The 24,020-nt window shown below is 41.0% G+C and carries 18 protein-coding genes and 1 other RNA gene; all 19 read right to left on the bottom strand.

Features of this window, described 5'->3' with window-relative positions; all coding sequences use genetic code 11:
• Positions 1–47 precede the first annotated feature (47 nt).
• Positions 48–686, bottom strand: coding sequence for an endonuclease III (nth, locus tag Q7J67_04525; protein ID MDO9464545.1), 639 nt, complete (start codon positions 684–686; stop codon positions 48–50).
• The gene (locus tag Q7J67_04520; GenBank protein ID MDO9464544.1) at positions 650–1,201 is read right to left on the bottom strand and encodes a CvpA family protein; all 552 of its coding nucleotides are present in this window, start codon (positions 1,199–1,201) and stop codon (positions 650–652) included. Before Q7J67_04520 ends, nth begins: the two co-directional genes overlap by 37 nt.
• Entirely contained in the window at positions 1,201–1,797 is a 597-nt protein-coding gene (recR, locus tag Q7J67_04515; protein MDO9464543.1) for a recombination mediator RecR, read from the bottom strand. Before recR ends, Q7J67_04520 begins: the two co-directional genes overlap by 1 nt.
• A gap of 8 nt (positions 1,798–1,805) precedes the next feature.
• Positions 1,806–2,120 carry a YbaB/EbfC family nucleoid-associated protein gene (locus Q7J67_04510; GenBank protein ID MDO9464542.1) on the bottom strand — a complete coding sequence of 105 codons (315 nt, stop codon included), beginning with the start codon at positions 2,118–2,120 and terminating at the stop codon, positions 1,806–1,808.
• On the bottom strand, positions 2,104–3,774 hold the full coding sequence (gene dnaX / locus Q7J67_04505) for a DNA polymerase III subunit gamma/tau (GenBank protein MDO9464541.1): 1,671 nt from the start codon (positions 3,772–3,774) through the stop codon (positions 2,104–2,106). Before dnaX ends, Q7J67_04510 begins: the two co-directional genes overlap by 17 nt.
• Positions 3,775–3,805: 31 nt before the next feature.
• Positions 3,806–4,093, bottom strand: an RNA gene (ffs, locus tag Q7J67_04500) — signal recognition particle sRNA large type.
• Positions 4,094–4,218: 125 nt separating this feature from the next.
• Positions 4,219–6,147, bottom strand: coding sequence for a right-handed parallel beta-helix repeat-containing protein (locus tag Q7J67_04495; protein ID MDO9464540.1), 1,929 nt, complete (start codon positions 6,145–6,147; stop codon positions 4,219–4,221).
• A 272-nt stretch (positions 6,148–6,419) separates the two neighbouring features.
• Complete coding sequence (locus tag Q7J67_04490; GenBank protein MDO9464539.1) at positions 6,420–8,267, bottom strand: DUF1565 domain-containing protein; 1,848 nt, start codon at positions 8,265–8,267, stop codon at positions 6,420–6,422.
• A 228-nt stretch (positions 8,268–8,495) separates the two neighbouring features.
• Positions 8,496–8,693, bottom strand: a complete 198-nt coding sequence (locus tag Q7J67_04485) for a hypothetical protein (GenBank protein ID MDO9464538.1) — start codon at positions 8,691–8,693, stop codon at positions 8,496–8,498.
• Positions 8,694–8,699: 6 nt separating this feature from the next.
• The gene (locus Q7J67_04480) at positions 8,700–11,504 is read right to left on the bottom strand and encodes a LamG-like jellyroll fold domain-containing protein (protein MDO9464537.1); all 2,805 of its coding nucleotides are present in this window, start codon (positions 11,502–11,504) and stop codon (positions 8,700–8,702) included.
• 97 nt (positions 11,505–11,601) lie between these two features.
• Positions 11,602–12,891 carry a sialidase family protein gene (locus tag Q7J67_04475; GenBank protein MDO9464536.1) on the bottom strand — a complete coding sequence of 430 codons (1,290 nt, stop codon included), beginning with the start codon at positions 12,889–12,891 and terminating at the stop codon, positions 11,602–11,604.
• Between the two features lie 18 nt (positions 12,892–12,909).
• Positions 12,910–15,669, bottom strand: coding sequence for a hypothetical protein (locus tag Q7J67_04470; protein MDO9464535.1), 2,760 nt, complete (start codon positions 15,667–15,669; stop codon positions 12,910–12,912).
• Between the two features lie 70 nt (positions 15,670–15,739).
• Entirely contained in the window at positions 15,740–16,483 is a 744-nt protein-coding gene (locus Q7J67_04465; GenBank protein MDO9464534.1) for a DUF1559 domain-containing protein, read from the bottom strand.
• A gap of 27 nt (positions 16,484–16,510) precedes the next feature.
• Complete coding sequence (locus tag Q7J67_04460; protein ID MDO9464533.1) at positions 16,511–17,548, bottom strand: LacI family DNA-binding transcriptional regulator; 1,038 nt, start codon at positions 17,546–17,548, stop codon at positions 16,511–16,513.
• Between the two features lie 121 nt (positions 17,549–17,669).
• Positions 17,670–18,965, bottom strand: coding sequence for a sialidase family protein (locus Q7J67_04455; GenBank protein MDO9464532.1), 1,296 nt, complete (start codon positions 18,963–18,965; stop codon positions 17,670–17,672).
• Between the two features lie 13 nt (positions 18,966–18,978).
• Positions 18,979–21,774 (bottom strand): hypothetical protein, encoded by a 2,796-nt coding sequence (locus Q7J67_04450; protein MDO9464531.1) that lies wholly within the window; start codon positions 21,772–21,774, stop codon positions 18,979–18,981.
• A 61-nt stretch (positions 21,775–21,835) separates the two neighbouring features.
• Positions 21,836–22,561 carry a LamG domain-containing protein gene (locus tag Q7J67_04445; GenBank protein ID MDO9464530.1) on the bottom strand — a complete coding sequence of 242 codons (726 nt, stop codon included), beginning with the start codon at positions 22,559–22,561 and terminating at the stop codon, positions 21,836–21,838.
• Between the two features lie 42 nt (positions 22,562–22,603).
• Complete coding sequence (locus Q7J67_04440) at positions 22,604–22,747, bottom strand: hypothetical protein (protein MDO9464529.1); 144 nt, start codon at positions 22,745–22,747, stop codon at positions 22,604–22,606.
• A gap of 10 nt (positions 22,748–22,757) precedes the next feature.
• The coding region (locus tag Q7J67_04435; protein MDO9464528.1) for a sialidase family protein at positions 22,758–24,020 on the bottom strand (1,263 nt) is incomplete at its 5' end.

The raw sequence follows: 24,020 nt of genomic DNA, 5'->3' as shown, positions 1-24,020 counted from the left end.
TTCCGAATCAATTATAACGCAATACTTTTGTATATACAAGATTTATTTTATTCAGCTCTTGACGGGCACAGGTCATTGAGAATACATTTATTACAGATGGGTTTTCTTGCCTGACATATTTTTCTCCCATGAGATATGAGCAAAAATGAGAACTCGCCCCATTTATCTTTTGGGACGATGTTCATAAGGTCTTTTTCTATCTTTTCAGGATTATCATTCTTTGTTAAACCCAATCTCTGCGATAACCTTTTCACATGAGTATCAACTACAATGCCTTCAACTACTCCATATGCGCTTGTTAGCACTACATTTGCTGTTTTTCTTGCAACTCCAGGAAGAAGCAGTATCTCTTTCATTGTGTTTGGAACCTGTTCGTCAAATTTTTCTATAAGCATCTTAGAGGCATTTTTTATATTCCTAGCCTTATTCCTGAAGAAGCCTGTTTGTCTTATATCTTTTTCTAATTCAGAAAGTTCTGCATTAGCATAATCCTTTACAGACTTATACTTTTTAAATAATTTTTTTGTTACTTTATTTACCCTTTCATCCGTACATTGCGCAGAGAGTATTGTTGATACAAGGAGTTGAAGCGGAGTTCTGTAATACAGCGTAGTCTTTGGGCTAGAATATTCTTTTATCAGTCTGGAAATTATAAAAAGGATATATTTTCTTTTGTCTGTTTCCAATAATTCTTAAACTCCTCGTATTTCTGAGTTGTCTTTTGTTTGAGGGATTTCGGCAGGAGAGATTTCATAGCTAAAAATACTGTCTTTGCCTTTGGAAATATACGAGACTCTCCTGTGAATTTACTATCCTTAGGCAGCAGAACCACTAAGAAAACAAGCAACACGCCTACAATGCATGCGCCTTTAATAAAGCCAAATAATGCTCCTCCTACATGGTCAAGTGCCCTTAAAGGAGATTTTTTTACCAACTTATTACAGAAATGTCCTAATACTAGAATAGCTCCAGCGCTAATAACAAAAAGCACTATAAAGCATAACCCTTTTATAAATACTGAATCACCCATCTTTTCTCTGAATAATTCAACTAAAAACACATAAAAGCGGCTGGCAATAATATACCCAATAATAATAGCGGCCAAATTTATAATAGTTTTGAAAAAACCTTTAACTCCACTCCATACAGTTACTATTCCTAGAATCAAAACTATGATAAGATCCAGAGCATTAAGTGTCATTATAATTCCCCCCGTTTTTCCATAGCTTTAGCTAATGTCGCCTGATCTGTATACTCAATATTTCCACCAACAGGGATACCTCTGGCAATTCTGGTTACTTTGACCCCTAATGGCTTTATTATCTTACCAAGATACATTGCTGTAGCCTCACCTTCTGTATTAGAATTTGTTGCTAATATAACTTCCTTGATACCTGAGGATATTCTTTTCAGCAGTTCTTTTATTTTTAAGTCATCAGGGCCTATTCCGTCAAGCGGAGATATAGCGCCCATTAATACGTGATATGTCCCTTTATATATTCCTATTTTTTCTATTGCAATTACATCATTTGGTTCTTCAACGACACATATTATCTCTTTGTCTCTCGCAGGACTAGTGCAAATCTGACAGTGTTCTCCTTCTGAAAAATTATTACATATAGAACAGTATCTTGTTTTCTCCTTTATATCTACAATAGCTTGCGCAAGTTCCCTAGCTTCCTCTTTAGGTATTTTCATCAGATGAAATGCCATCTTTTGAGCACTTCTTGGACCAATGCCAGGCAACCTGCCTAATTCTTTAACTAGTTTGTCAAGAGATTCTGTGTAATACACTATCCTCCCCCCTATATAGTAAGGCCTGGTATATTCAGACCTCCTGTTAATTTACTCATTTCCCCTGTAACCATCTCTTTGGATTTACGCAATCCTTCATTAATAGCTGCAATAACAAGATTTTCAAGCATCTCTATATCGTCTGGATCTACTACTTCCTTCTCAATTTTGATCCCAGTTATTTCCTGATTTCCATTAGCTGTTACTGTAACCATTCCCCCGCCAGCAGTGGCTTCTACTGTCTTATTTGCCATTTCCGCCTGTATTTTAGCCATATCTTTCTGCATTCTCTGTGCTTGTTTAAGGAATTTACCTATTCCTGCCATTTTCTCCCTCCATCTTTTTTTTAGTAATTTTAACAACTTTAGCTTCAAACTTTTTCATTACAGTTTTAACTGCGGGATTGTTTAGCAATTTTCCATTCTGCTCTTCAGCTTGCTGCTTTTCCTCGTTGTTTTTAGACGTATGGTTGTCCTTTTCCATGGGGACACATCTTACTGTTATACTATGTCCCAATACCTCTAATAATGCCTCTTCAACAAATTTTCTCTCAGCTTCAACCTTTTCCAAAAACAACCTGGCGTTTGGTCCAAATCCAATTTCTAATGTACTCATTTCCAGGTTTATAGGAGCTCCTTCTGATAAAAAGACTCCCAATATCATTTTTTGTTTTTTTAATGTTGAGATTATTTCTGGCCACTTTTGCTTCACAATATCTATGGTTAAATCCTGTTGAACTGGTTTTGCTTGAACTGTTTTCTGCTGCCGAATGGAACTGGAAACTGGTTCTGTATTTGTGTCCGGCTCTGCGACAGAGTAATTAGTTCCTTTTTCTAATTTTTTTTCCAATTCTCCTAACTTTTCTACAATTTCCCCCAGCATAACAGGAGACATAGTATTTACTATCTTAATCATCGCAATTTCAAGAAAGGCTCTAGGGGTTCTTGTTGTTCTTATGTTTTTTTCAAGAGAAGAAATCATCTCAAGTATCTGCCACAACCGGGCTTTTCGAAACTGTTTTACCTGGAGAACTAATGTCTCTTTCGTATCCTGAGAGACATCTACTAGGTTTTCTCCATGCTCTCCAAGACTAATGAAAAACAGGTTCCGAAAATAGTTAATGAGCCCATTTGCCACCTGTCCTATGTCTCTTCCTTCGTTTACTAATTTATCAACCAGTACTAATAGTTTAACAATATCTTTGTGCAATATATTCTCAGCAAACTGAAAATATATATCCTGGCTGACTAAGCCCAAAAGACTGTTTACCGTATTTACAGTAATTTCCTTATCTGGAGAGAAGGAAATCAATTGATCCAGTACACTTTGAGCATCCCGTATACTGCCATCTGCGTTTTTTGCTATTAAAAAGAGAGCTTCATCGGTTACTTTGATTTTCTCAGCTTTAATCATATGTTTTAAATGTTTTACTAAGTCTTGTGTTTGTATTCTTTTAAATGAGAAGTGCTGACAGCGAGACAGAATAGTTAAAGGAATCTTATGAGGCTCTGTTGTTGCAAATATAAATTTAACATGTTCTGATGGCTCTTCCAATGTCTTGAGTAATGCATTAAATGCTTCTGTTGTGAGCATATGAACTTCATCTATTATATAAACCTTATACTTCCCCTGAGAGGGCGTATATCTGACATTATCACGTAAATTTCTAATCTCATCAATTCCTCTATTAGATGCGCCATCTATTTCAAGAACATCAATATTATTTCCTTCCGCAATTTCGAGACATAGGTTGCATTTATTACAAGGCACTGCATCTTTTACTTGCGGACAATTGAGTACTTTAGCAAGTATTCTTGCTGTAGAGGTTTTGCCAATACCTCTTGGCCCACTGAAGATATAAGCATGTGCCAGATGCCCTGATGTTACAGCATTTGCTAGCGTTCTAGTTACATGTTCCTGCCCAACAAGTTCAGAAAACTTTTTAGGTCTCCATTTTCTTGCAAGTACCAAATATGACACGAAAAAACCTCCTTACTACAGATAACCTCTGCCGCACACCATCCTTTGATCCTGCCTTTTAGCTAGTTATTCAACAGCCAGCTCCAGCCAGATATTCCCATAACACCCAAAAATATTTACTTACCGCTGCTCCCTTCCAGGCCTAACGGGGTTTGCAAACTTTTGCCGCATGGGATCCAGCCTTCATCGCCACTTATCCAACACCCTTCCAAAAGACACATTGACCTCAAGAAGGAATTCAATCCTGCTGTAGCGGATTGCAGGTCATCCCGAGTTTACCTCAGGAATCAGGGCACCGCTATCTCCCCATCTAGTGCGACAGAATTAAAACATTCTATAATTCAAATTATTTTAGCGTATTTGATATAGAGTAGCAATTACTTTTTTTAGGATTTTGGAATTTATTTGGATTTGTAGTTTAGAATTTAGAATTTTTAAAATCTTTTAATCTTTTTCTATCCCAGCTGCGTTAAATTTTTTGTTCGTCAGATCTTTAACCTTATCAGCTCTCAGGTCAATCGGAAAAGAAGGAACAGCCTGAGAACCTGCGAAACCTGACCTTTGTGTAAGCAAGCCTGTCTTGCTGAGATCTATGGATTTAAATCCTATCTTTTTAGCAGGAGAGCCCGGTTTGAGGTTGAAATCCCCGTTTTCCGGGTCAACAAAAAGCGGATCCGCAATAACGGAATGTTTATCACAGCCTCTCAGTCGCCATTGATCGATTGTTTCGTCTTTAAATAGAATAGGTAAGCCGCTGCAATTGAAATAAATATTACACTCCATTACTATCCCCGCTGATGGGTCCTCCTGACGGATTATGTTATCTCCGAGCAAAGGCACTCGTCCCTTCCAATAAACGATGTTTTGCTTGAAGGTGAACGAACAATGTTTTTCTAACTTAGTGCGTTCGATTTGAGATTTTCCACCAAAGGCGAAAATGTTGTTCCTGACAAGATTCTCTCGTCCGAAATGCTGGTGGAATCCCTGTCCATTACACCGGTAGCAGACATTCTCAGATGCTTCAATACCGGAAGCACCCTGGTCGAAATAGATTCCCCAGCCGCCGTAATCAAAGGCATTCACATCGTGAATATGGTTGCCGCGTATAATCGTGCCAGGCGATATACCTAACATGTAAAACGCTCCCATGTCGCTAAGAACATTCTGCCCAATATTATAAATATGATTATATTTAAGAATATTGTGGTGGGTCTGGCTCGGCTGGTAACCCCATACCCATCCAACTGAAATGCCAGAATAATATAAATCCGTAATTTCGTTATGTTCTATCCGGTTATAGCCGGAGTGCCCGATCCAGATACCAACGCCACCGGGATGTATCCGTCCTGCCTGGCAAATTAAGCAATCGCGAACGATATGATGATTTGAGCATGCTTGCCGGTCCTTTCCATTATAGAGATCATCTGCATCATATGTCTGTCCGAGCTTAATTCCGCCGGCACCCAAGTCTATAAGATCGCATCCTTCAAGCAGGTTGTGCTGACAGTCTCTGCCAAATTGAACTGCATACTCTCCTATATGTGTGATTGTACAGTTGATAAACCGGCAATGACGCATACCTTCAGCATAAACGGCTGCATCGAGTAATACTTCAGCCTGTGGACATGAGTAGCCTTTTTGGGGAGTAACCCAGTTTGAGTGCGCAAAAGTCAGTCCTTCAAAGCAAATATATTCCACCCATTTACATTGCTCTACTTCGCCCTGCAATAACAACAGCTGTTTTAGATATGGAGCAATCACTTCGGTATGCTCGATATTTTCTTCCGGCATTGAAATATAAGTCAGATTTCCACTTGTTCGGTCCAGATACCACTGGCCGGGATATTCCAAAGCCTCGCGCACATTCTCAATCATAAACCGATTGCCCTTAAAAAGAGCAGCGTAATACGCAGTACTGCATGTAGATCCTGTGAATGTAGCTATACCATCCTTTTCTTCCACACTCGCCAGACGCATCCGGGACATCTCCCAGATATGAAAGCAGAGCACTTCGACATCTGTCAGGTTGTGCCAGTCGCCGTGAAGTTCACCTTTATTGAATTTGAATCGGTTGTAACCTTTACCACACGCCTTTTCGGTGGCAGGCACTTCCTCCGCAATGAAAAAATAGCCTCTTCGGGGAAGCCGCGGACGGTGGCGGCGCTGATTATTTACGAAAAGTTGCGTGAAATTCCAATTGCTATTTTCGACTTCGTACAGATGAGTCTGCCACCAGCCTTTTTCGTTCTTTTCCCAGCCAGTGATTGGCCTCCCTCCGCTAATTACAGGCTTTTCGTTCGGGTATGCAGCGTAAATTACCGGTGCTTCGGCGGTACCTGAATCTTCTGCCCTGAAACACAAGGGCTTATTCAAATAATAAGTCCCCTTTCTGACATAAACTACAATCGGACGAGATATATCAGGTTTGGCTGTCTTAAACTCTCTTACTGCTTTTTGAGCCCGTGCCAGCGAGGCAAACGGGCCGTCAGAGCCACGTGTATCAGGCGAGTCCGGCTTGCCAGACCACTCGTCATTGCCATTCAAAGCCACGTAGAAATCCGCTGTTTGCTGAATATTCATTAATCTGTTTTTCTATCTTTTTACCTAGCTTACACCTTCCAAATTCTTTTATCAAATGCGCGTTCTTAACACTGCGGCAGTTCTATCTCATAGCGGTAGCAATTAAGATCATATCCATACCGAATCGGACAGGATGTACACATATCAAGTTTCATGAAGAGCAGCAGATTTTTTGTATCTCGATCCTCTATCATACTCCAATTGGAAAAACGTACTTTGCTGTAATGTTCCTTGTGTTTAGTATCTATAATGGCAATCATATCTTTTTTCACACAGCATGTACTGGTGTCAAGTTCGGCTATTTGCAGTGCAATTCTAGGATCGCAGCCGTGGCTTGGTTTATCGTTAATATTTATGATTACATACGCTCTCCCGTTTTTGGATGAACAGAAAGTATCGGGAAAACTAGTAGGAGAGTAAACGTAAGTTCCATCTTCGTAAGTTAATGGTTTTACTTTGCTCCATGTTCGCCCGTTGTCCTCAGAGGTAGCAAATAACTTCACGGAAGTAAATCCGGGGCTATCATGAGTAGGCAATGTAGAAGACTGACGACCGATAACAAATATCCTGCCATCAGGGAACTGACACGCATGAGGTTCATCAAATCCTTCAACGCTCTGTCTGGGTTCAGCCTTCACAGTTCCTCCCGGTTTCCAATCTATATCGCTTAGATCATGCCGCCATGTGCCGAGCCATGCTCTTGCAATAGCAGAATAAAAACCGGGTTCTCCTTGATTTTCTCCAGTAATCCAAAGCAGTTTTCCATTCTGGAGCTTAAGCATCCTGAAACCAATTGCTTTATTGCCTAAATCAACACGTTCCTGTTCGCTCCATGTTTTTCCCTCGTTCCGGGATATCTGCTGAAGATATTCATAGGTGTTTGCACCTAAGGCGTCGTCACGGTCAACATCACTCACCACTTTTCTAAAGTTCCTGAGTAACATACCGTTTTCTTCGTCCAGGAAATAGTCATAAGAGCTATCCTTAGTGAGCGTCCATGTCCTGCCACCGTCCTTACTTATCCCAAGCGCTGATATCAATATGGAATTAGCTTTGTTTTTGCTGGTGTAACTGATCTGGCTGCTTAACAGTGTACAACAAACTATATTGCTTGGCACGCTAAGTATCTTTCGGACAATAATACCTGTTCCCGAATTCTTGCGTATAGTAAGCGGCCGATACAGAGAAAATGCGCCAGGATTTGCCGCATGTTCAACTACCATACCCATTGTTTGTATGAAGAGCCTTCCCTTAAACTCAGAAAATTCAGGTTTGAAGCATCGCTCTCTTATCGTTAATTCTATAAGTTTACCATCAGGGATTTTACCATCGGCAAAGTGTACAAATACTTCTTTACCGTCTGCTGAAACAACAAATGATCCTGGAGTGTTCTTCACACTCTGCAAACTATCTAGCTGTTCAAGAGCTTCGCCATCTATGTAAATCTGTCCGAGTGTTTCCTGCAATCTTTCTCCTTTAACAGGTCTAACTTTTCCCGGTTCATCTATCACACCGCTCAACTCATAGGGATTGTAAGTCCCCTGCTCAAACAGGAATTTCGGCAGTTTTGCTTTGTAGACACCACGGCCAATATTCTGCCACCTAGCTTCAAAAACATCTGAGCCCTTCAGATAAACTTCTGCGTCAGGAGCAGCCGCCCTAAAGGTGATCAGACTTTCAGGGATATATAGATGTCCGTGCCGCACAAGTGGTACCTGTTCCCGATATGTCCCGGCGCCGATAATGACTGTATCGTACATATCAACGACAGAAGCAGCCTTAGAGATGGTCTTGAAAGGAAGATTTTCCGTGCCCGGATTTGTATCCTCCGCTTTAGGATGGTGTTGCGCAACATAATATTTTTTGCCCATAGATTCGGGTGCGTTCGGAAAGTATTTCCGTTTTTTTAACATTATCTCTCTCCTATGTTACAGTTGTTATAGTTTACAACCATTTTCAAAATTAACAATTTTTCAACACTTTAAAATCCTGGCGGCTGATAAACCAGAGGCTGAATCTGGAACCTTATTCTCTTGCGCTTTGCAGCGAGCTCTATAACCTGCGTAAGTTTCGGGTTGATGTTGGCACCGCGAAACATTATTGGTCCTTTACCTAATTCGCATTCGCCGGACACTCGCTTATCAATGTCCGGCGAGCATCACACGCAACGGCGCATTCGGGTTTTGCACGGCAATGACATTGCCATGCACATCAGTGCGAACTTTATCCACCACGTTCTCGAGCCGCAAGCGAATCAATTTCTGCGCTGGCTGCTCAAACCCGGACGGGCTCGACGATTCCAGAAGTTTCCTTAGAAAATTGTGTGATTGAAGATTCATATGATATTACCTCCCCTCCATGTATGGTTGCACCTGAATGAAGTTAAATATCAATTCCTGTCCGATTGGCCCGCATGGATTTTCGTTATTCTTCCAGTCGCTGATGCTCAACGTAGCGGTAGTCTCCCTGGCGCGAAACACGTACTTGTGGATGTTGATATAGTACCGGTTTTGATAACCGAAAGGTGGAAGCGCATAGGCAGCATACAGATGGGTGGAACCTCTGAGACATTTCGCCTTCTGGTACCAGTCTGCAAACGGTTCAACGTTGTCAACATGAATCGATACTGCATGGACTTGTTCGGCGGATTTTCCCTTGAGGAATTCTTGATAGTCTCCAGTGGCAACAGTAACCGAGTACAGTCGTCCAGGTTGAAGGTTCCGGATCTGCTGTGAGAAGACATTGGGTCTGTTCTTGGAGCGGCGCATCCAGAGAAGGTGTGTGTCCGTGAACGGATGGTAGGGTATTCGATTCTGGAGATATCCGTAACCCCTTTGAGTTTTGACGGCAATACTATCCTTTTCAGCCGGTTCGGTCTTCCAATCCTTTGTTCCCTGCGCAAAGTCACAGTTTGAGATATGCATGAGGGCGTAGGGATCGTCACTCATCCTACCCCTGTGTCCCTCCAATGCGTAGTGCCTGTATAGCTTTGCAACACAGCGGATATATTCCTCATTGGAGTGATGGCTAACGTATTGTTCAATACCAGCGATGCCGAACATTGCGGGCTGCGTCGCAAGATGCTGAAACTGCATGTCCAAAAAAGACTTGAAGTCGGCTTCAGGGTTCCAATCCTCTCTCATGAGGTAACTCAAGGTAACGATCATGTGCTCTGTGGCGCAGGGAATCGCCCGCTCCCAGTCGTCCATCTGCTCGCTAAGCCGATTATTAATATACAACCACGCCTTGCCCTCAGTCTCCTGTTCGTCAAGGTACACTTCCCATGCAAAATACGAATCATGTTTAACGATGGTTCTGATTAATTTGGCGGTCTTTTCGAAATCGTACATATTATAGGCGCCGTAGGGAATGATCATGTGATCAGCATATTTGGGATCTTCAAGGACTTTTGTGCAGGCCTCAATCCATGCGTCATAGTGGGTCCTGACCCCACCTGCAATCTTATTACCTGGAGGGAACTCGTCTATGATAATAGCGTGGATGTCAGGGTCATTCATACCCTGCGTTTTAACGATATCGTCGTAGATATCCTCAGCGATCAAACCAAATTTGGGTTTATAGACTATTTGGATCCAGCGTCCTCCATTCTCTTGAACCCAGTTCTTCGTATAAGGCGTGCCTCCTCCACTCAAGATCGTGTTGACATGCGGCAGAACATGCTGCTGCAGGAACTTGTGGTGATAATCGCCGGCGATGGCCGTGCCGGGTCCAACAAGAGGATAGTGCCCAAACGTGAGCGTTGGAACCGAGCGCACAATGAGTTTCTTCAGCGTGCCATTGCCACTGACAGTAATCAAGTGGTCACCTTTTTCCAGCCAGCGCATTGCTTCCTGATTTACCACTTTGTTTGGAGTATGAATTGTGGAAGGTTTTGCGTTAGCGATAGATAATGTCAGATTACCTTCAACCTCTGTAATAAAATATGCCCATCCACGTCTGGGATTGGTGAAACTATATTCCTTCTTGGAATTATTACCGGGAGATTCGTTTAATAACTCCCAGCATAGATTATTAAGAACCTTGATCTTTGACCACCCTTTTGCCCGTCCCGGCCAGGTCACTTCTGCTTCAGCTGATTCACCTTTATTAGCAGCAACTTGTATTGTATAATCACCCTCTTTCAGACTCTGTACATTAAAAATTGCTTCTGCTCTGCCCCAGGCAGGCAACATGCGCACCTTGCCGACAGACACAACTTTTTTTTGTTTATTAAAAAGTTCTGCCTTGATCGTCATATCTTTTGGTGTTTGGACAAGACCGCGATAATTTAAATCAGCAAAGATTGTTCCTGACTTAGGATTTACAATCGGTTTGATACCAATTGAATTAAAATTACCAATATCCTTATCACGACCTTTACCTGTCTGCATATATATTTGATATACTTCCTGCTCTGACAAAGAACGATTGTAAACCCGCACCTCGTCAATCAAGCCCTTGAAGTAATCACTCGCTCCTCCCATTCCGATGCATTTGCCAATCCATAGAGGCACGTCCATGGTGTTTGGAGTGAGCGCCTGAAAACTGCTGTGTACCAGAACCCCGTCCCTGTAGATAGTCACGGAATGGCCGTTGAAGGTCACGGCAAAGTGCAACCACTTGTCGGGAGGTGGGAAGTAGGCTTCGCAGTAGCTTCCTTCATGAGGAGCGTAGGAGTTCTTAGCATCGGATGTATACACCCCCAGTTCTTCATACTTCATCGTGCCCTGCCCCTTGTTGCGGATATATGTGTTGAGTGAAATAACCAGACGCTGATCCGGCTTTTCTTGACCTTTAGTCCAACATATTAATCCTCCCTGACAAACATTCTCCGGTTTGAACCAGAGCAAGACTGATCCAGTCTTCCCGATGCTGAGGCCATTATCATTACCACAGTCCACGTAGCCATTTTTACCGTCAAATTGTATTGTTGAACCAAAAGAGCCCTTAACCCACTTAGCTTCGCCCACAATCTTGCCATGATTGTTATTCCCGCTTCTGTCATTGAGAACATTACCCGACCCTTCATCAAAGGGATAGTATGCAACAAGTCCTTTTTCTGCAGTTTGACCGCTGACTGTAATCACCATCATCACACATGCACAAAAAATACATAAAAAACCTAACTTTACTACTCTAAGAATCTTCATTTTTAATCCCCCTGTTATTATGGTTTCCTGTTGTTAAAATTTTCAATTCCTCATATTGGTTAAAAGTGTCTTTGAATGATTTCCCATCTGCCTATCATTAATCTTCCTGAAGTTTAATCCGAATTCCTATTGCGTCAGCAGTGTAGTCCTCACGGCTAATTTTCCATTGTTCAGACATCGTAAAAACGAATTCTCCGGTTTCACGATCAAGATAGCATCCAAAATTACTGTAACGCCTGTCCGAAGGATCCATTTCTTCTGGTTTCTTCCAAAAATGACTAACTGTAGCTCGAATTAAACACTGTTTTTCAGGATCAAATTCTGCAATTGACAGAGGACTTCTTGGATAAGCTGAATAAACCGGCTCATTCTGGATATTTGCTACCCAGTAAATTTTTCCAGTATTCGGAGATTGTATAAATTCAGAAGGACTGGCTGCTGCCCACACAGTTTCACCATCATCATAAATTAACGGTATTAACTTACCCCATGTTTTACCTCCGTCTTTCGAAAAAGAACACATTCTTACGGATGGCACAGGCACACTTATTTTTTTGCTTCCCTTTGAACGGAATGTTGAAAAAAGAGTATTGCCGCCAAGACTTATTATATCAGCCTCGCATGGACCGCTTGGCCGATCCGGGGCGTCCATGTATTCTTCACTAGCTCTCCACTCAATATCACTTAGATCTTCTTTCCATTTTCCACGTAAAAAACCAGCAATGATACTCACGCCATGATCAGTATATTTAGTATCTCGTTTATTATCAAAAGTAGTAAATTTATTAATTGGTAAGACTATCTCACCATCACCATTAACAGCAAATCGGGGCATGCCATAACTAGCACTATTAAAGCCATAAGTAATACCAGGCAACCAATTTTCAGAATCAAACTCACTGCCGGTATGTATAACCTGCTTTAATCGTGACCATGAACGAGCTCCATCAGCAGAAAAACGATAAAACATTCTATAAGTGCGTGCACCAAGATTCATTGCACCCATAAATTGATGTGTGCCCTCGCAACTATTAACTAAACTAATACCTCTAAGTTCAAGCAATAATCCATTATTTGGATCAAGAATATATATTGGTATATAAAACTCCTTAGCGCCATTATAACCACTACGATCATCCCATAATATCTCCCCTTTCTCCCAGGATGCTCCATTATCATTTGAAGAAACGATTTGTATTAACTCTTCATAGTAATGTTTTTCTGTAAAGATACTGTCTTTAACTGGACCATGCCTTTTTAAGGTAAGAGCGCCAATCATTCTTTTCCCTTCTGGTTCAGCATAAGATGGCCAAAACCAGATTGACTGCTTTGGTTCCGCCTCAAAAAAAATCTGTTTTTTTGCTAATACTTTAATTTCCTTTGTCATTGTCATTCTCCTTAAAAATTAATTATGTATCTCATAAACATGAACAGCATATTTTCCAAAAGTATCTTTAAAAATTTCCCCTTTTGGTGTTATTTCGCGGTTTTCATTCTTCACGCTTATTTTCTTTGGCTTAAAGGGCAAACTAAAAGTTACATTAGCTGTGGGCATATCACGATTAGCACTAAGCAAGTAATATGAACCTTGATATTCTTTAAGGAGCGTAGAAATCTTATCGCTCCCCGTAACTTCTACTTTTGACTTAGATGTAGGAGCCAGGAAAATCGGTGACATATCTCTGAGTTCACTAACTAACTTTTTTAAATATTCCCAGTGACTTGCTTCAGGATCATAAAAGAGATGGGCGCCAAAATACATAAGCCCTTTTGCACCGTGTATAACGGAAAGGTATGCCTGAATTCGGTATTCTTCAGGCGTTGGAAAACGCTTGTTTTCTGCTTCACCCTTGTAGGATTGCGGCGCGACCCAGATCGGTTTGTCGGTCAAAGCGACATTATCCACAAGCCAGTCCGGAATAATTACTTCTGTCTGTTTCCCCTGAAGTGGGAAGGGATACCACCACCAAACGCCGATATCCATAAGTTCCGGCACGAATCTTCTCGGCTGAATGCGAAGCGTATCCCCCAGCAGGATGGGACGGTCAGGATCGATTTCCCTGATCAAATCGTACCATTTTTTCAAAGTCTCCGGTGTGTGAAACCCTCGTGCCATCTGCTCTTCTTCCATGTAGCAGAAGGCTGCCGGATGGTCCCGAAAAGTTAAAAGCCTGTCTCTGATCATGTCCCAGTCACGCTTGATCACCTCTTGACTCCCCGTATTTACGAGACACCAGACACCAACCTTCCGCGCCCAATCCATGACAGCCATACATTCTCTCACGGATGCGGCCGGAACCGATTGACTCCCCTCGAAGCCGTAGTGGTGGATAAAATTGAACCCTGCCTCAGCATATTCTTTATAGTACTTTGTCCTTGACATGCCGAACATCCCGATGGGAAAGAAAGGCTTTCCCTCAATAAATAACTGGCTGTCTTTAACTTCTATTTTTGGCCTGGGCCGGTCCATGAGATGAAACATCTCTTCCTTGCATGACAACACTTCGCCGGCTTTGTCGAGAAGACTTATTCGCATAAGATATTTCCCCGGCTTGAGGCCAGTGACTGGAAAGGCGTATGTCGTCTGAGGCTGGACAGGAGTAAGCCGGTCTTTTTTGAGCAGATTCCCATCCTTCTCCACCTCCACAATAATCACGCTTTCTTTGGCATCAGCATCACGAAGGTCAACAAGGATTTTTTCCGTAACTTCCTTGACGTTCTTTCCTGACCAGACATACGAAGGCTGGATGATGGAAGTTGTCAACACTTGTGAAACGATAACTTCCTTCTCGCCGGCAAAGAGAACCTTCTTGTCCTTTTCGAGAGATAGGGAAAGCTTAACCTTGTATTTGCCCGGCCCTTTAAGCTCATATTCAATCCCGATCTTTTCTTTCTGATTCCCGCTCGGGTTAAACGTCGTTGTGACAGCCGGCTGATTATCGACAAAGAGTTCCAGATTCAAACTGTCTTTTGATTTGGTGTAATTTTCGAGGACAAACTCCAGACGGTTCTTTCCTATGGAAACACGTTCCTCGTAGGGAGAAAGGTTGGCTGAATACGCATTTAGTTTTTTGATAACCAGGTCATCAAACCATGCTTCTCCAATAACTTCGGACATGGTAAACTGAGCTGCAGTGTGCACTGCCCCTGCCGGAACAAGGAACGTGCCTTCCAGCTTCTCCCATCCATCAGTGATCAGCTTTCCTAACATACGTTCAGGCTTGTGACCATGACCCAGTGCGTTTCGGTGATAAAGGTAGAAATTAACAACGTGTTCCTTCTTTCGTATATGTTCAAGCCGCGACTCCTTCTTCCGAGCAGAGTCGTCAAGTATGAAAGGCTTAAGCTTGCTCTTATAGAAACAGCTAATGTAAAGCTTGTCGCCCGGATTCACCGGGTGAGATGGCGATACTAGGCATACGCTCTGTCTGCTATAAATTTCTATCTTAGCTGAAGCATTTCCGAAATGCGCTTTTATAGTATCTACATATACTTTCGCCTTTTTTGGGTCAAGATCCCCAGGGTATATCCACCAGCCTTCAGCCGGGATACCGTCTGGTTTCGCCTTTTCGCAGCTAGGATTGCGGATGAGGTTTACCATCTCCTGGGGCGGCAGCTCTTTCAGTGTGACATTGTCATACCAAATCGTGCCTGTCCCACTATTCTGGAGATATAGGGCTATCTTCCCTGATTTTGCCGGGCTAAAACGGAGTTGACCTTTCTTCCATTCAGTCGACGGGGTTGAAAGCCAGTACGAGCGGTAATTCACCCCACACCCGTGCACCATGACATCGGCTTTGCCGGAGAAGTTGTCATCGGTCTTGTAGGAAAAAGAAACCTGATACTCCTGCCCCTCTTCTATCAGGACATACCGAAACCAGCGGGCAACCAGATCTTTACCTGCCAGTTTTCTCACCATCACCGAATACTGGCCGTTTTCTTTGACCGTAGAGTCCCATTTGAACGTTCCTGCCGGTTGTTTTTTACCACCACCAACATCTCTATTCCAATCATCAGGCAAGTTATCTGAATTTTTATCTTCCTCAAACCCGGGATTAGAGAGAAGGTTTTTTTCTGCTTGAACATTAACTGGATTTGTCAAAACCACACCTGCACAAAAAATACTTAAAAAACCTATCTTTACCGCTCTAAGAAGCGCACTCATTTTTTCGTCTTCTCTTCTGTTTTTTTAATTTATTCTCTTTTCCTACCTCGATTACCTGCATACTTATTTCTCAATCAGCCTCAATAATATAAGCTGCTACAGGAGGCATTATGTTATCGCCGTAATCGTCGGGACTGCGGTAAAAGGCGCATTTGGCAAAATTGGCGATGAGATCATCTTTGCTTAAAGAGTCCACATGCCCATCGGCAAAGAGACAATTAGCTCTCTTGTTATGCCTGCAATGCACACAGGCAGCTGCATCATTTGCATATCCATTAAAAATTTGCTTAAGCTCTGCGGGGCGCGAATCCATTGAATCCACAAGAAGTATAATCTCAGACATGGATGGTTGAGCGCCAGATTTACTCAGCATGGTGGGAATCTTATCCAATTTATGAAAACTATTACGACTAAAACTTGCATAAGTCTTAAGCCGCCGATTATCATCACTATTATCATATTGTCGCGGCTTATACGAAGGACAAAGAACTACACCCGTCTTAACATATTCAGCAGTACAACCCGCAGCTTGTCCTGTCAGATAATAACTCCACGTGTCTTCACTACCGCTACCGCCATGTACCTCGCCAGAATTTGCGCAAAGATATCCGTCCCAATCGTCCGCATACATCTGAAAAGCCAATCCGCACTGTTTTAAATTGCTCATGCATTTTACACTTCTAGCCATATCTCTTGCCTTCGTAAGTGCCGGTAAAAGCAAACTTGCAAGCAGAGCAATGATTGCTATTACAACCAAAAGCTCAATAAGCGTAAATGCAGCCCTTCCCCATGTCTTTCTTATTTTATCTAACATAGTTTTTCTCCTTTCTCATTTTCCATTTTAATTTTTGATCTTTGCATATTTTTTTCTCAAAGTAGATTCTCGAATTACCAACCTAGTATCAAGGGTAATATTTTCCGGGAAACAATCTTTATCTCCTGTCATACGCCTTACTAATAGCTGGGCAGCAAGCCGACCCTGCTCATACTTAGGCTGACTTACTGTGGTAAGAGACGGATTTAAAATGGCTGATGGGTATATATCATCAAACCCTACTAAAGCTATATCTTCAGGTATTTTTTTCCCTCTTTCTTTTATAGCCATCATTGCACCCATGGCTATTACATCATTAACAGCAAAAACAGCTGTTGGAGGGTGTTCCATTTTTAGAAACTGCTTCATCCCCTCGTAACCACCTTCTTTGCCCAATCCTTTCTCTAAAACAAGATTTCTATCTATTAATAAATTATGTTTAAGCAAAGCCTTCCTATATCCCTCTTTTCGTTCTCTAGAACTTATTGACTTGGTTGCACCACTAATAAAACCTATGCGATTATGACCTATATCTATGAGATGAAGAGTAGCTTCATATGCGCCTTTTATATTGTTGATAAAAATACGGTCTACGGAGAGATTAACGCCGTCTCGTTGAATTAACACAATAGGAATGTCTCTTTTTATAAATTCCTCAAGAATTTGAGAGGTGCTTTCTTCCTCTTTTTTCTCTGTGCATATAAATATTATTCCATCTACCCCCCTAAATAGGAAACTTTTTAGTATGCTGTTCTCTTCTTCTAACTCATTGTAGCTGTTGCCTAAAATGATATGATAACCACTCTTTTTTACTGTGTCGTAAACACCCTTAGTAACAGGCGGGTAGAAAGGATTGGAAATGTCAGGAATTAGCACACCTATTATCTGAGTCTTTTTTGTTATTAAAACTTGCGCAGTATAATTGGGAGTATACTTCAGCTTCTTTGCTGCTCTTTCTATACGACGGCGAGTTTCTTTTTTTACATAGCCTTTATTGTTAAGACAGCGGGATACTGTACCATGACAAACTCCTGCCTTTTTTGCTACATCGTAAATAGTTATCATATTTTACAAAACCGCTTTTATAACAAAATTACTATAGCTTCTCTTCAAAGATTACGATATCAAATCTATGAATTTTTGTCAATAGATAAAACCGTTTTTGTTAATTGTTCTGACCAGGGAACTAAAAATGTATCCTATAACAGTAACTTGGTCTGGGTAATTTAAAATAATCTTTTTCTAGTTCACTGTATGACTTTGTCATTAATAATATAAAATCTTTTGTTTCCCGTTCTTCATAAACCCTGAAATTTGAAAATCTTACAAGTTCAGGGTCACCCGGCGCTCTGTTTTCAACAATTGCCATTGTCTCTTTTTTAATACCGAGTGTTTTTGTATCGAGTTCAGCAATTTGAAGTATATCTCGTGGGTCACATTGGCCATACGTCGGTTCAGGAAGAATATTCGCTATCCAGTACCATTTGCCATTCTTCGATGACTTGATGAATTCAGAATATGCTGACGGAGAATACAGAGATGAATCATCGCTATAGGTCAATGGACGAATATCCTGCCATGTTATCCCCTTATCTTTTGAAACTCCACAATAAGGTAGTACTGGTATATTCGTTTCTCTGAAATTATGTCGAGGTGAAGCAGATGTCCGAACAACACAAAACATTCTTCCATCATCCAGATATGCTATTGTTGGCTCATCAGACCCACATACTCCGGCAGAAGTATAACCTCCGGGAAGCAGCATATGACCACCACTTTTCCAGTCAATACCACTTAGATCCTTACGCCATCTACCCAATAAACATACTGTATATACATAACCTTTAAAATACCAAATTTCCTGGGGTCTGTTTTCTTTCTGAAATATTTTCTTCATCTGTTCGTCTGTTGGCCAGAGATAACATGGCGCAACAATAGTCCCATCAGCCAGTTTATGAAGACGCCTTCCTTCCAGAACAAGAGAACTTTTTCCATACAGAACATCTTTTGCCCAATGTTCAGAATTGTATTCATCGCCTTTCTCAATTAATTGCTGCCTCTTTTCCCAAGTTTTGCCGCCATCGCGAGAAATATCATAAAAAAGACGACTCGTCTTAGGGCCTTTCTCGCTCCCGGCATTAGCAAAGTCCTCAACATATTCTTCATAACAGGATTGGTCACTCACAATACGGTCATGGACAAATCGTACTAATATTCCATTATCTGAATCTAAATAAAACGCACTAATGTCGCCTTCCCTGATTCTTTTATTAGGGAGCTTTTCCTTTGGGATAACTACCTGAGTATCTTTCCATGTTTTTCCGTTATCTTCAGATCTGAGCATTACTGCTGCATCCTTTCTTTCCACACCTCGAACTAAACTATTGTCCTTTAGTGAAGCATAAGACTGCGCGTGAACCCATCCAGTTTGACCTTCTACCCTTTGTTCAAGCTCCCGAGTTACACTAATTTTGTTAACCATTTTTTCTCCTATGTTATTTTTTTATTTCATAAACGTGAACAGCATACTTTCCAAAAGTATCCTTAAAACTCTTCCCATGAGGTATTATCTCCCTATCTTCATCTTTTACTTTAATCTTAACCGGTATAAACGGAAGGTTAAAAGTTACATGAGCAATTGGGACATCACGATTAGCTGTAATCAGGTAATAGGAATCTTGATATTCTTTAAGGAGCGTAGAAATCTTATCGCTCCCCGTAACTTCTACTTTTGACTTAGATGTAGGAGCCAGGAAAACCGGAGATATATCCCTGAGTTCACTAACCAGCTTCTTGAGGTATTCCCAATTGCCGGCTTCGCGCTCCTTGAAGATGTGGCCACCGAAGTAAAATAGTCCTTTAGCGCCATGGATAATGGACAAATATGCCTGTATTTTATACTCCTCAGGAAGCGGCCATCGCTGCCGTTTTGCACCCTTCGGCGGCTCTCCGAATCCCCAATGGCATTGTGGCGCTAACCATATTATCGCTTTATCCTTTTTTACCTCTGTAATAAACCATTCTGGAAGAACAATCTCTGTTTGTCCCTCACGGAGTGGAAATGGATACCAATAATCAATAGCAATATCTAAAAATTCGTATGGAAATCCTTTCTTTTTATCTCCATAATACCAATCAGCCATAGCAATTGGACGATGGGGATCAATTTCTCTGATTAGATCATGCCATTTCTTTATTTTTTCGTAGGAACTAATTCCGTGTATCATATGTTCTTCTTCATAATAACCAATAATTGAAGGATGGCTCTTGAGGGCATTAAATCGAGTCCTGAGTCCTTCAAAGTCCCCTTTGGACAATTTGACTCTTGGAGTGCTCATCAAGGTGAAAAGACCACATTTCCATGTGGTATCCAATTGTTTCATTGCTGCCTTATCTGACAAGAGGTTATCCTCATTGTCAAAACTACCTTCAAATCCATAACGGTGAAGAAAATTAAATCCGGCTTTAGAATATTCGTCGTAGTAAGCGCCCTGATACATGCCAATTGGGAAAAATGGTTTATCATCAATCAAAATTACCCCATTCTTAATCTTTATTATAGGTTTCTTGTGATCCATTATATGAAAAATTTCTTTTTCACTAAACAGATGTTTATTATTTTTATCCAGAAGACTTATTTCCATCTCATAATCACCGTTTTGAAAGCTACTTACCGGACACTTATAAGCAACTTCATTCTTATCAATATGGATGATATCTTCTTTAATTTTTTGACTATTTTTCGTTACTCTTATCTTCAACATGTATTTTTTGAATTCTTTTGCTGACAAATTAACTTTTATTCTCTCTGTAACTTCCTTTATTTTTTCTTCTGGCCATACATATGTTGGATAAACTAAAGTTGTTTCTAAAACTTTAGCAACAGAAATCTGTTTTTCTCCCGTAAAAAGGGCATCATTATTTTTCTTGTTTATAAGGGAAACTTTTACTTTGTGTTTACCTACAGTCTCTACCTTGTATCCTATATCTAATGTTTCCTCTTTATTCCCGGTGGAAGTGAATGACTTACTGTCGACCAATTTCCCATCAAGTGAAAGTTCTAACTGCAACTCTTCTCTTGCGTTTGTATAATTTTCCATGACAAGAGAAAGTCTATTCTCCCCCAGCCAAACTTCTTCTCTATATGGTGAAAGATTTAAAGAATATCGATTTATTTTCTTTATTACCAAATCATCAAACAACAGTTCTCCGAGACATTCGTTCAGAACCAATTGAGCTTCTACGTGTATCACATTGTCGGGGACTGTACATGTTCCTTCTAACTTTTCCCAATCATTGGTAACCGGTTTCATATCCATCTGTTTTACGTTACTGCCTCCATAAGATGAATGGCCTAACACATCCCGGTAACCAATAGTTAGTTTTACAAGATCTCCTTTCCTTCTCGGATGTGAAAGCTGCGCTTCTTTTTTAAGCGCTTCAGCATCAAGCTCGAAGGGTCTTAGGTTAGTTCGATAAAAAGCGCTAACAGATAATGTATCTCCAGGATTTACAGGATGGGGAGATGATACAAAACACACATATTGTTTATCATTAACCTCTATCTTAACCGAAGCTTTCCCTGAATGTGCATTCTTGGTATCCACATATACCTTTGCCTTTTTCGGGTCAATGTATGAAGGATATGTCCACCAACCTCCTGCTGGAAGCCCATTCTTGGTGGCCTTTTCAAAACCAGCATTGAGAATCAGATTTGTCATCTCATATGGTTTGGCCTTCTCCAAAACGATATTGTCATACCATATAGTTCCTTCTCCGCGATTCTGTAAAGAAATACAAATCTTGCCTGTCTTCTCTGGAGAGAAAACAAAATTCTGCTTTTGCCAGCTAATGGCTTCACCTGGAAATGGTAATCTTATCAAACATGATTCTTCATTAACTCTACATCCATCAACCAGCACATCTGCTTCTCCAGAAAATTTATCGCTTACTTTATAAGAAAAAGAAAGTTGATATTCTTCACCTCTTTTAACAGAGACAAACCTAAACCACCGAGCAACACTCTTTGCACCTTGTTCTCGTGTAACTGACACCGAATATTTATCGCTCTCTTTAACTTTATCGTCCCATTTGTAAATTTGTCCTCTCCCACCATCTTTTTTCCAGTCTTTCCCCTTTTCTTCAAAACCAGAATTTGTGAGAAGGTTCTTGCCTGCTTGTGCATTTACTGGATTCATTAGAATTACAGCCATATACAGGATGCTTAAAAGACTTAACTTCATTATCTTAATAATTTCCATTTTCCATACCCTTTCAATTAGTTTGCTCATATCGGGGACAGGGCATCTTTGATGTCTGTCCCCTCATCCTATACCTGAACCTGTGATAGTCTTATAATATGTCACTTTTTTGATAAAGTTCTTTAATTTGCTCAGCGCTTAATGCCTTATTGTAAATCCTGACTTCGTCGATTGCGCCGTTCAAAGAACCAGCTCCAGTAGACCCATGCGCTCCGATTATAAGGGGAGCAGAAGAATATTTAATGGTATCAGTTACTGATACAGGGGATTTAGCGACTTCAACACCATTAATATACCCTCTCATCTTTGACCCGTCATAAGTAAAAGCATAATGGGTCCATACTCCAAAAGGTTGATCACCAAAATATACTGTTTTTTCACCCTGCGTTACGAAATTTATTATAAAACGGCTTTCTCTAATAGCGTAAGAAGCAGTCCATCCGCCATGCGCTTTTGTAATAAATGCATCTGCCCAACTAATTCTGCTGTCTCTTTTTCCCCATAAAGAAACAGTAATATTACTCTCTGGGGCAAAACTTGCTGTATTCCTGCAGTCAACATAATCATCCTTACCGTTAAAGTGCAAAGCCTTGCCGAATTTTCCATCAACCCAGGAAGCTCCCAACGAGGTTCCTCTGTTAAAATTTCCACTGCTATCTGCGAGACGGGCTCCGGAACCTTCGTCGAATTTCCAATATGCAACCAACCCTGTTTCTGATTCCACATCAGCGGCAAAAACGTCTGGAATTGAAAACATCATCACACATGCACACAAACCACCTAAAAAACCTACTTTTACTGCTTTAAGAATCTTCATTTTTAATCTCCTTTTTATAGTTTACCTACTAAAACTTGCTTTTTAATCATTTCTTCGCTTTCTATTATCCCATCTTATCTTACCTCCTTTCTTTTTTGCTGGGATTGACCCTGTTACAATACATTCCCGTTTGATTTGTCCCTGATCTTTTTTATCCAACCTACCCCTTCCAAATTCTTTTGTCAAATGCGATTCCTTAACACTGCGGCAGTTCTATCTCATAGCGGTAGCAATTAAGATCATATCCATTCCGAATTGGGCAATCTTCAGACATATCAAGTTTCATGAAGAGCAGCAGATTTTTTGTATCTCGATCCTCTATCATACTCCAATTGGAAAAACGCACTTTGCTGTAATGTTCTTTGTGTTTAGTATCTATAATGGCAATCATATCTTTTTCCACGCAGCATGTACTGGTGTCAAGTTCGGCTATTTGCAGTGTAGTTCGAGGATCGCAGCCGTGGCTTGGTTCATCGTTAATATTTATGATTACATACACTTTCCCATTTTTAGATGAACAGAAAGTATCGGAAAAACTAGTAGAAGAGTAAACGTAAGTTCCATCTTCGTAAGTTAATGGTTTTACTTTGCTCCATGTTCGTCCGTTGTCCTCAGAGATAGCAAATAACTTTACGGAAGTAAATCCAGGGCTATCATGAGTAGGCAATATAGAAGACTGACGACCGATAATAAATATCCTGCCATCCGGAAACTGACACGCATGAGGTTCATCAAATCCTTCAACGCTCTGTCTGGGTTCAGCCTTCACAGTTCCTCCCGGTTTCCAATCTATACCGCTCAGATCATGCCGCCATGTGCCGAGCCATGCTCTTGCAACAGCATAATAAAAACCGGGTTCTCCTTGATTTTCTCCAGTAATCCCAAACAGTTTTCCATTCTGTAGCTTAAGCATCCTGGAACCAGTGGCTTCAATACGTTCCGGTTCGCTCCATGTTTTTCCCTCGTTCCGGGATATCTGCTGAAAATGTTCATAGGTGCTGAAACCTAAGGCGTCTCCACGGTCAGCATCACTTACTACTTTACTAAAGCGTCTGAGTAACATACCGTTTTCTTCATCCATGAAATAGTCATAAGAGCTATCCTTAGCGGGCGTCCATGTCCTGCCTCCATCCTTACTTATCCCCAATGCTGATATCAATGTGGAATTATCTTTGTTTTTGCTGGTGTAACTGATCTGGCTGCTTAATAGCGAACAACAAACTATATTGCTTGGCACGCTAAGTGTCTTTCGGACAATAATACCCGTTCCCGAATTCTTGCGTATAGTAAGCGGCCGATACAGAGAAAATGCGCCGGGATCTGCCGCATGTTCAACTACCATACCCATTGTTTGTATGAAGAGCCTTCCCTTAAACTCAGAAAATTCAGGTTTGAAGCATCGCTCTCTTATCGTTAATTCTATAAGTTTACCATCAGGGATTTTACCATCGGCAAAGTG

Source organism: bacterium (assembly GCA_030652805.1).
Classification (GTDB): Bacteria; JAHJDO01; JAHJDO01; order JAHJDO01; family JAHJDO01; genus JAHJDO01.
This window is presented reverse-complemented; position numbering and strand designations above follow the sequence as displayed.

Excerpts from the sequence above, each read along its gene's own strand:
- Q7J67_04450 (MDO9464531.1), bottom strand. The coding sequence starts at position 21,774 with ATGAGCAAACTAATTGAAAGGGTATGGAAAATGGAAATTATTAAGATA.
- Q7J67_04460 (MDO9464533.1), bottom strand. The coding sequence starts at position 17,548 with ATGATAACTATTTACGATGTAGCAAAAAAGGCAGGAGTTTGTCATGGT.
- Q7J67_04480 (MDO9464537.1), bottom strand. The coding sequence starts at position 11,504 with ATGAAGATTCTTAGAGTAGTAAAGTTAGGTTTTTTATGTATTTTTTGT.
- Q7J67_04490 (MDO9464539.1), bottom strand. The coding sequence starts at position 8,267 with ATGTTAAAAAAACGGAAATACTTTCCGAACGCACCCGAATCTATGGGC.
- Q7J67_04445 (MDO9464530.1), bottom strand. The coding sequence starts at position 22,561 with ATGAAGATTCTTAAAGCAGTAAAAGTAGGTTTTTTAGGTGGTTTGTGT.
- Q7J67_04455 (MDO9464532.1), bottom strand. The coding sequence starts at position 18,965 with ATGGTTAACAAAATTAGTGTAACTCGGGAGCTTGAACAAAGGGTAGAA.
- Q7J67_04475 (MDO9464536.1), bottom strand. The coding sequence starts at position 12,891 with ATGACAAAGGAAATTAAAGTATTAGCAAAAAAACAGATTTTTTTTGAG.
- Q7J67_04465 (MDO9464534.1), bottom strand. The coding sequence starts at position 16,483 with ATGTTAGATAAAATAAGAAAGACATGGGGAAGGGCTGCATTTACGCTT.
- Q7J67_04520 (MDO9464544.1), bottom strand. The coding sequence starts at position 1,201 with ATGACACTTAATGCTCTGGATCTTATCATAGTTTTGATTCTAGGAATA.
- Q7J67_04485 (MDO9464538.1), bottom strand. The coding sequence starts at position 8,693 with ATGAATCTTCAATCACACAATTTTCTAAGGAAACTTCTGGAATCGTCG.
- Q7J67_04510 (MDO9464542.1), bottom strand. The coding sequence starts at position 2,120 with ATGGCAGGAATAGGTAAATTCCTTAAACAAGCACAGAGAATGCAGAAA.
- Q7J67_04470 (MDO9464535.1), bottom strand. The coding sequence starts at position 15,669 with ATGAGTGCGCTTCTTAGAGCGGTAAAGATAGGTTTTTTAAGTATTTTT.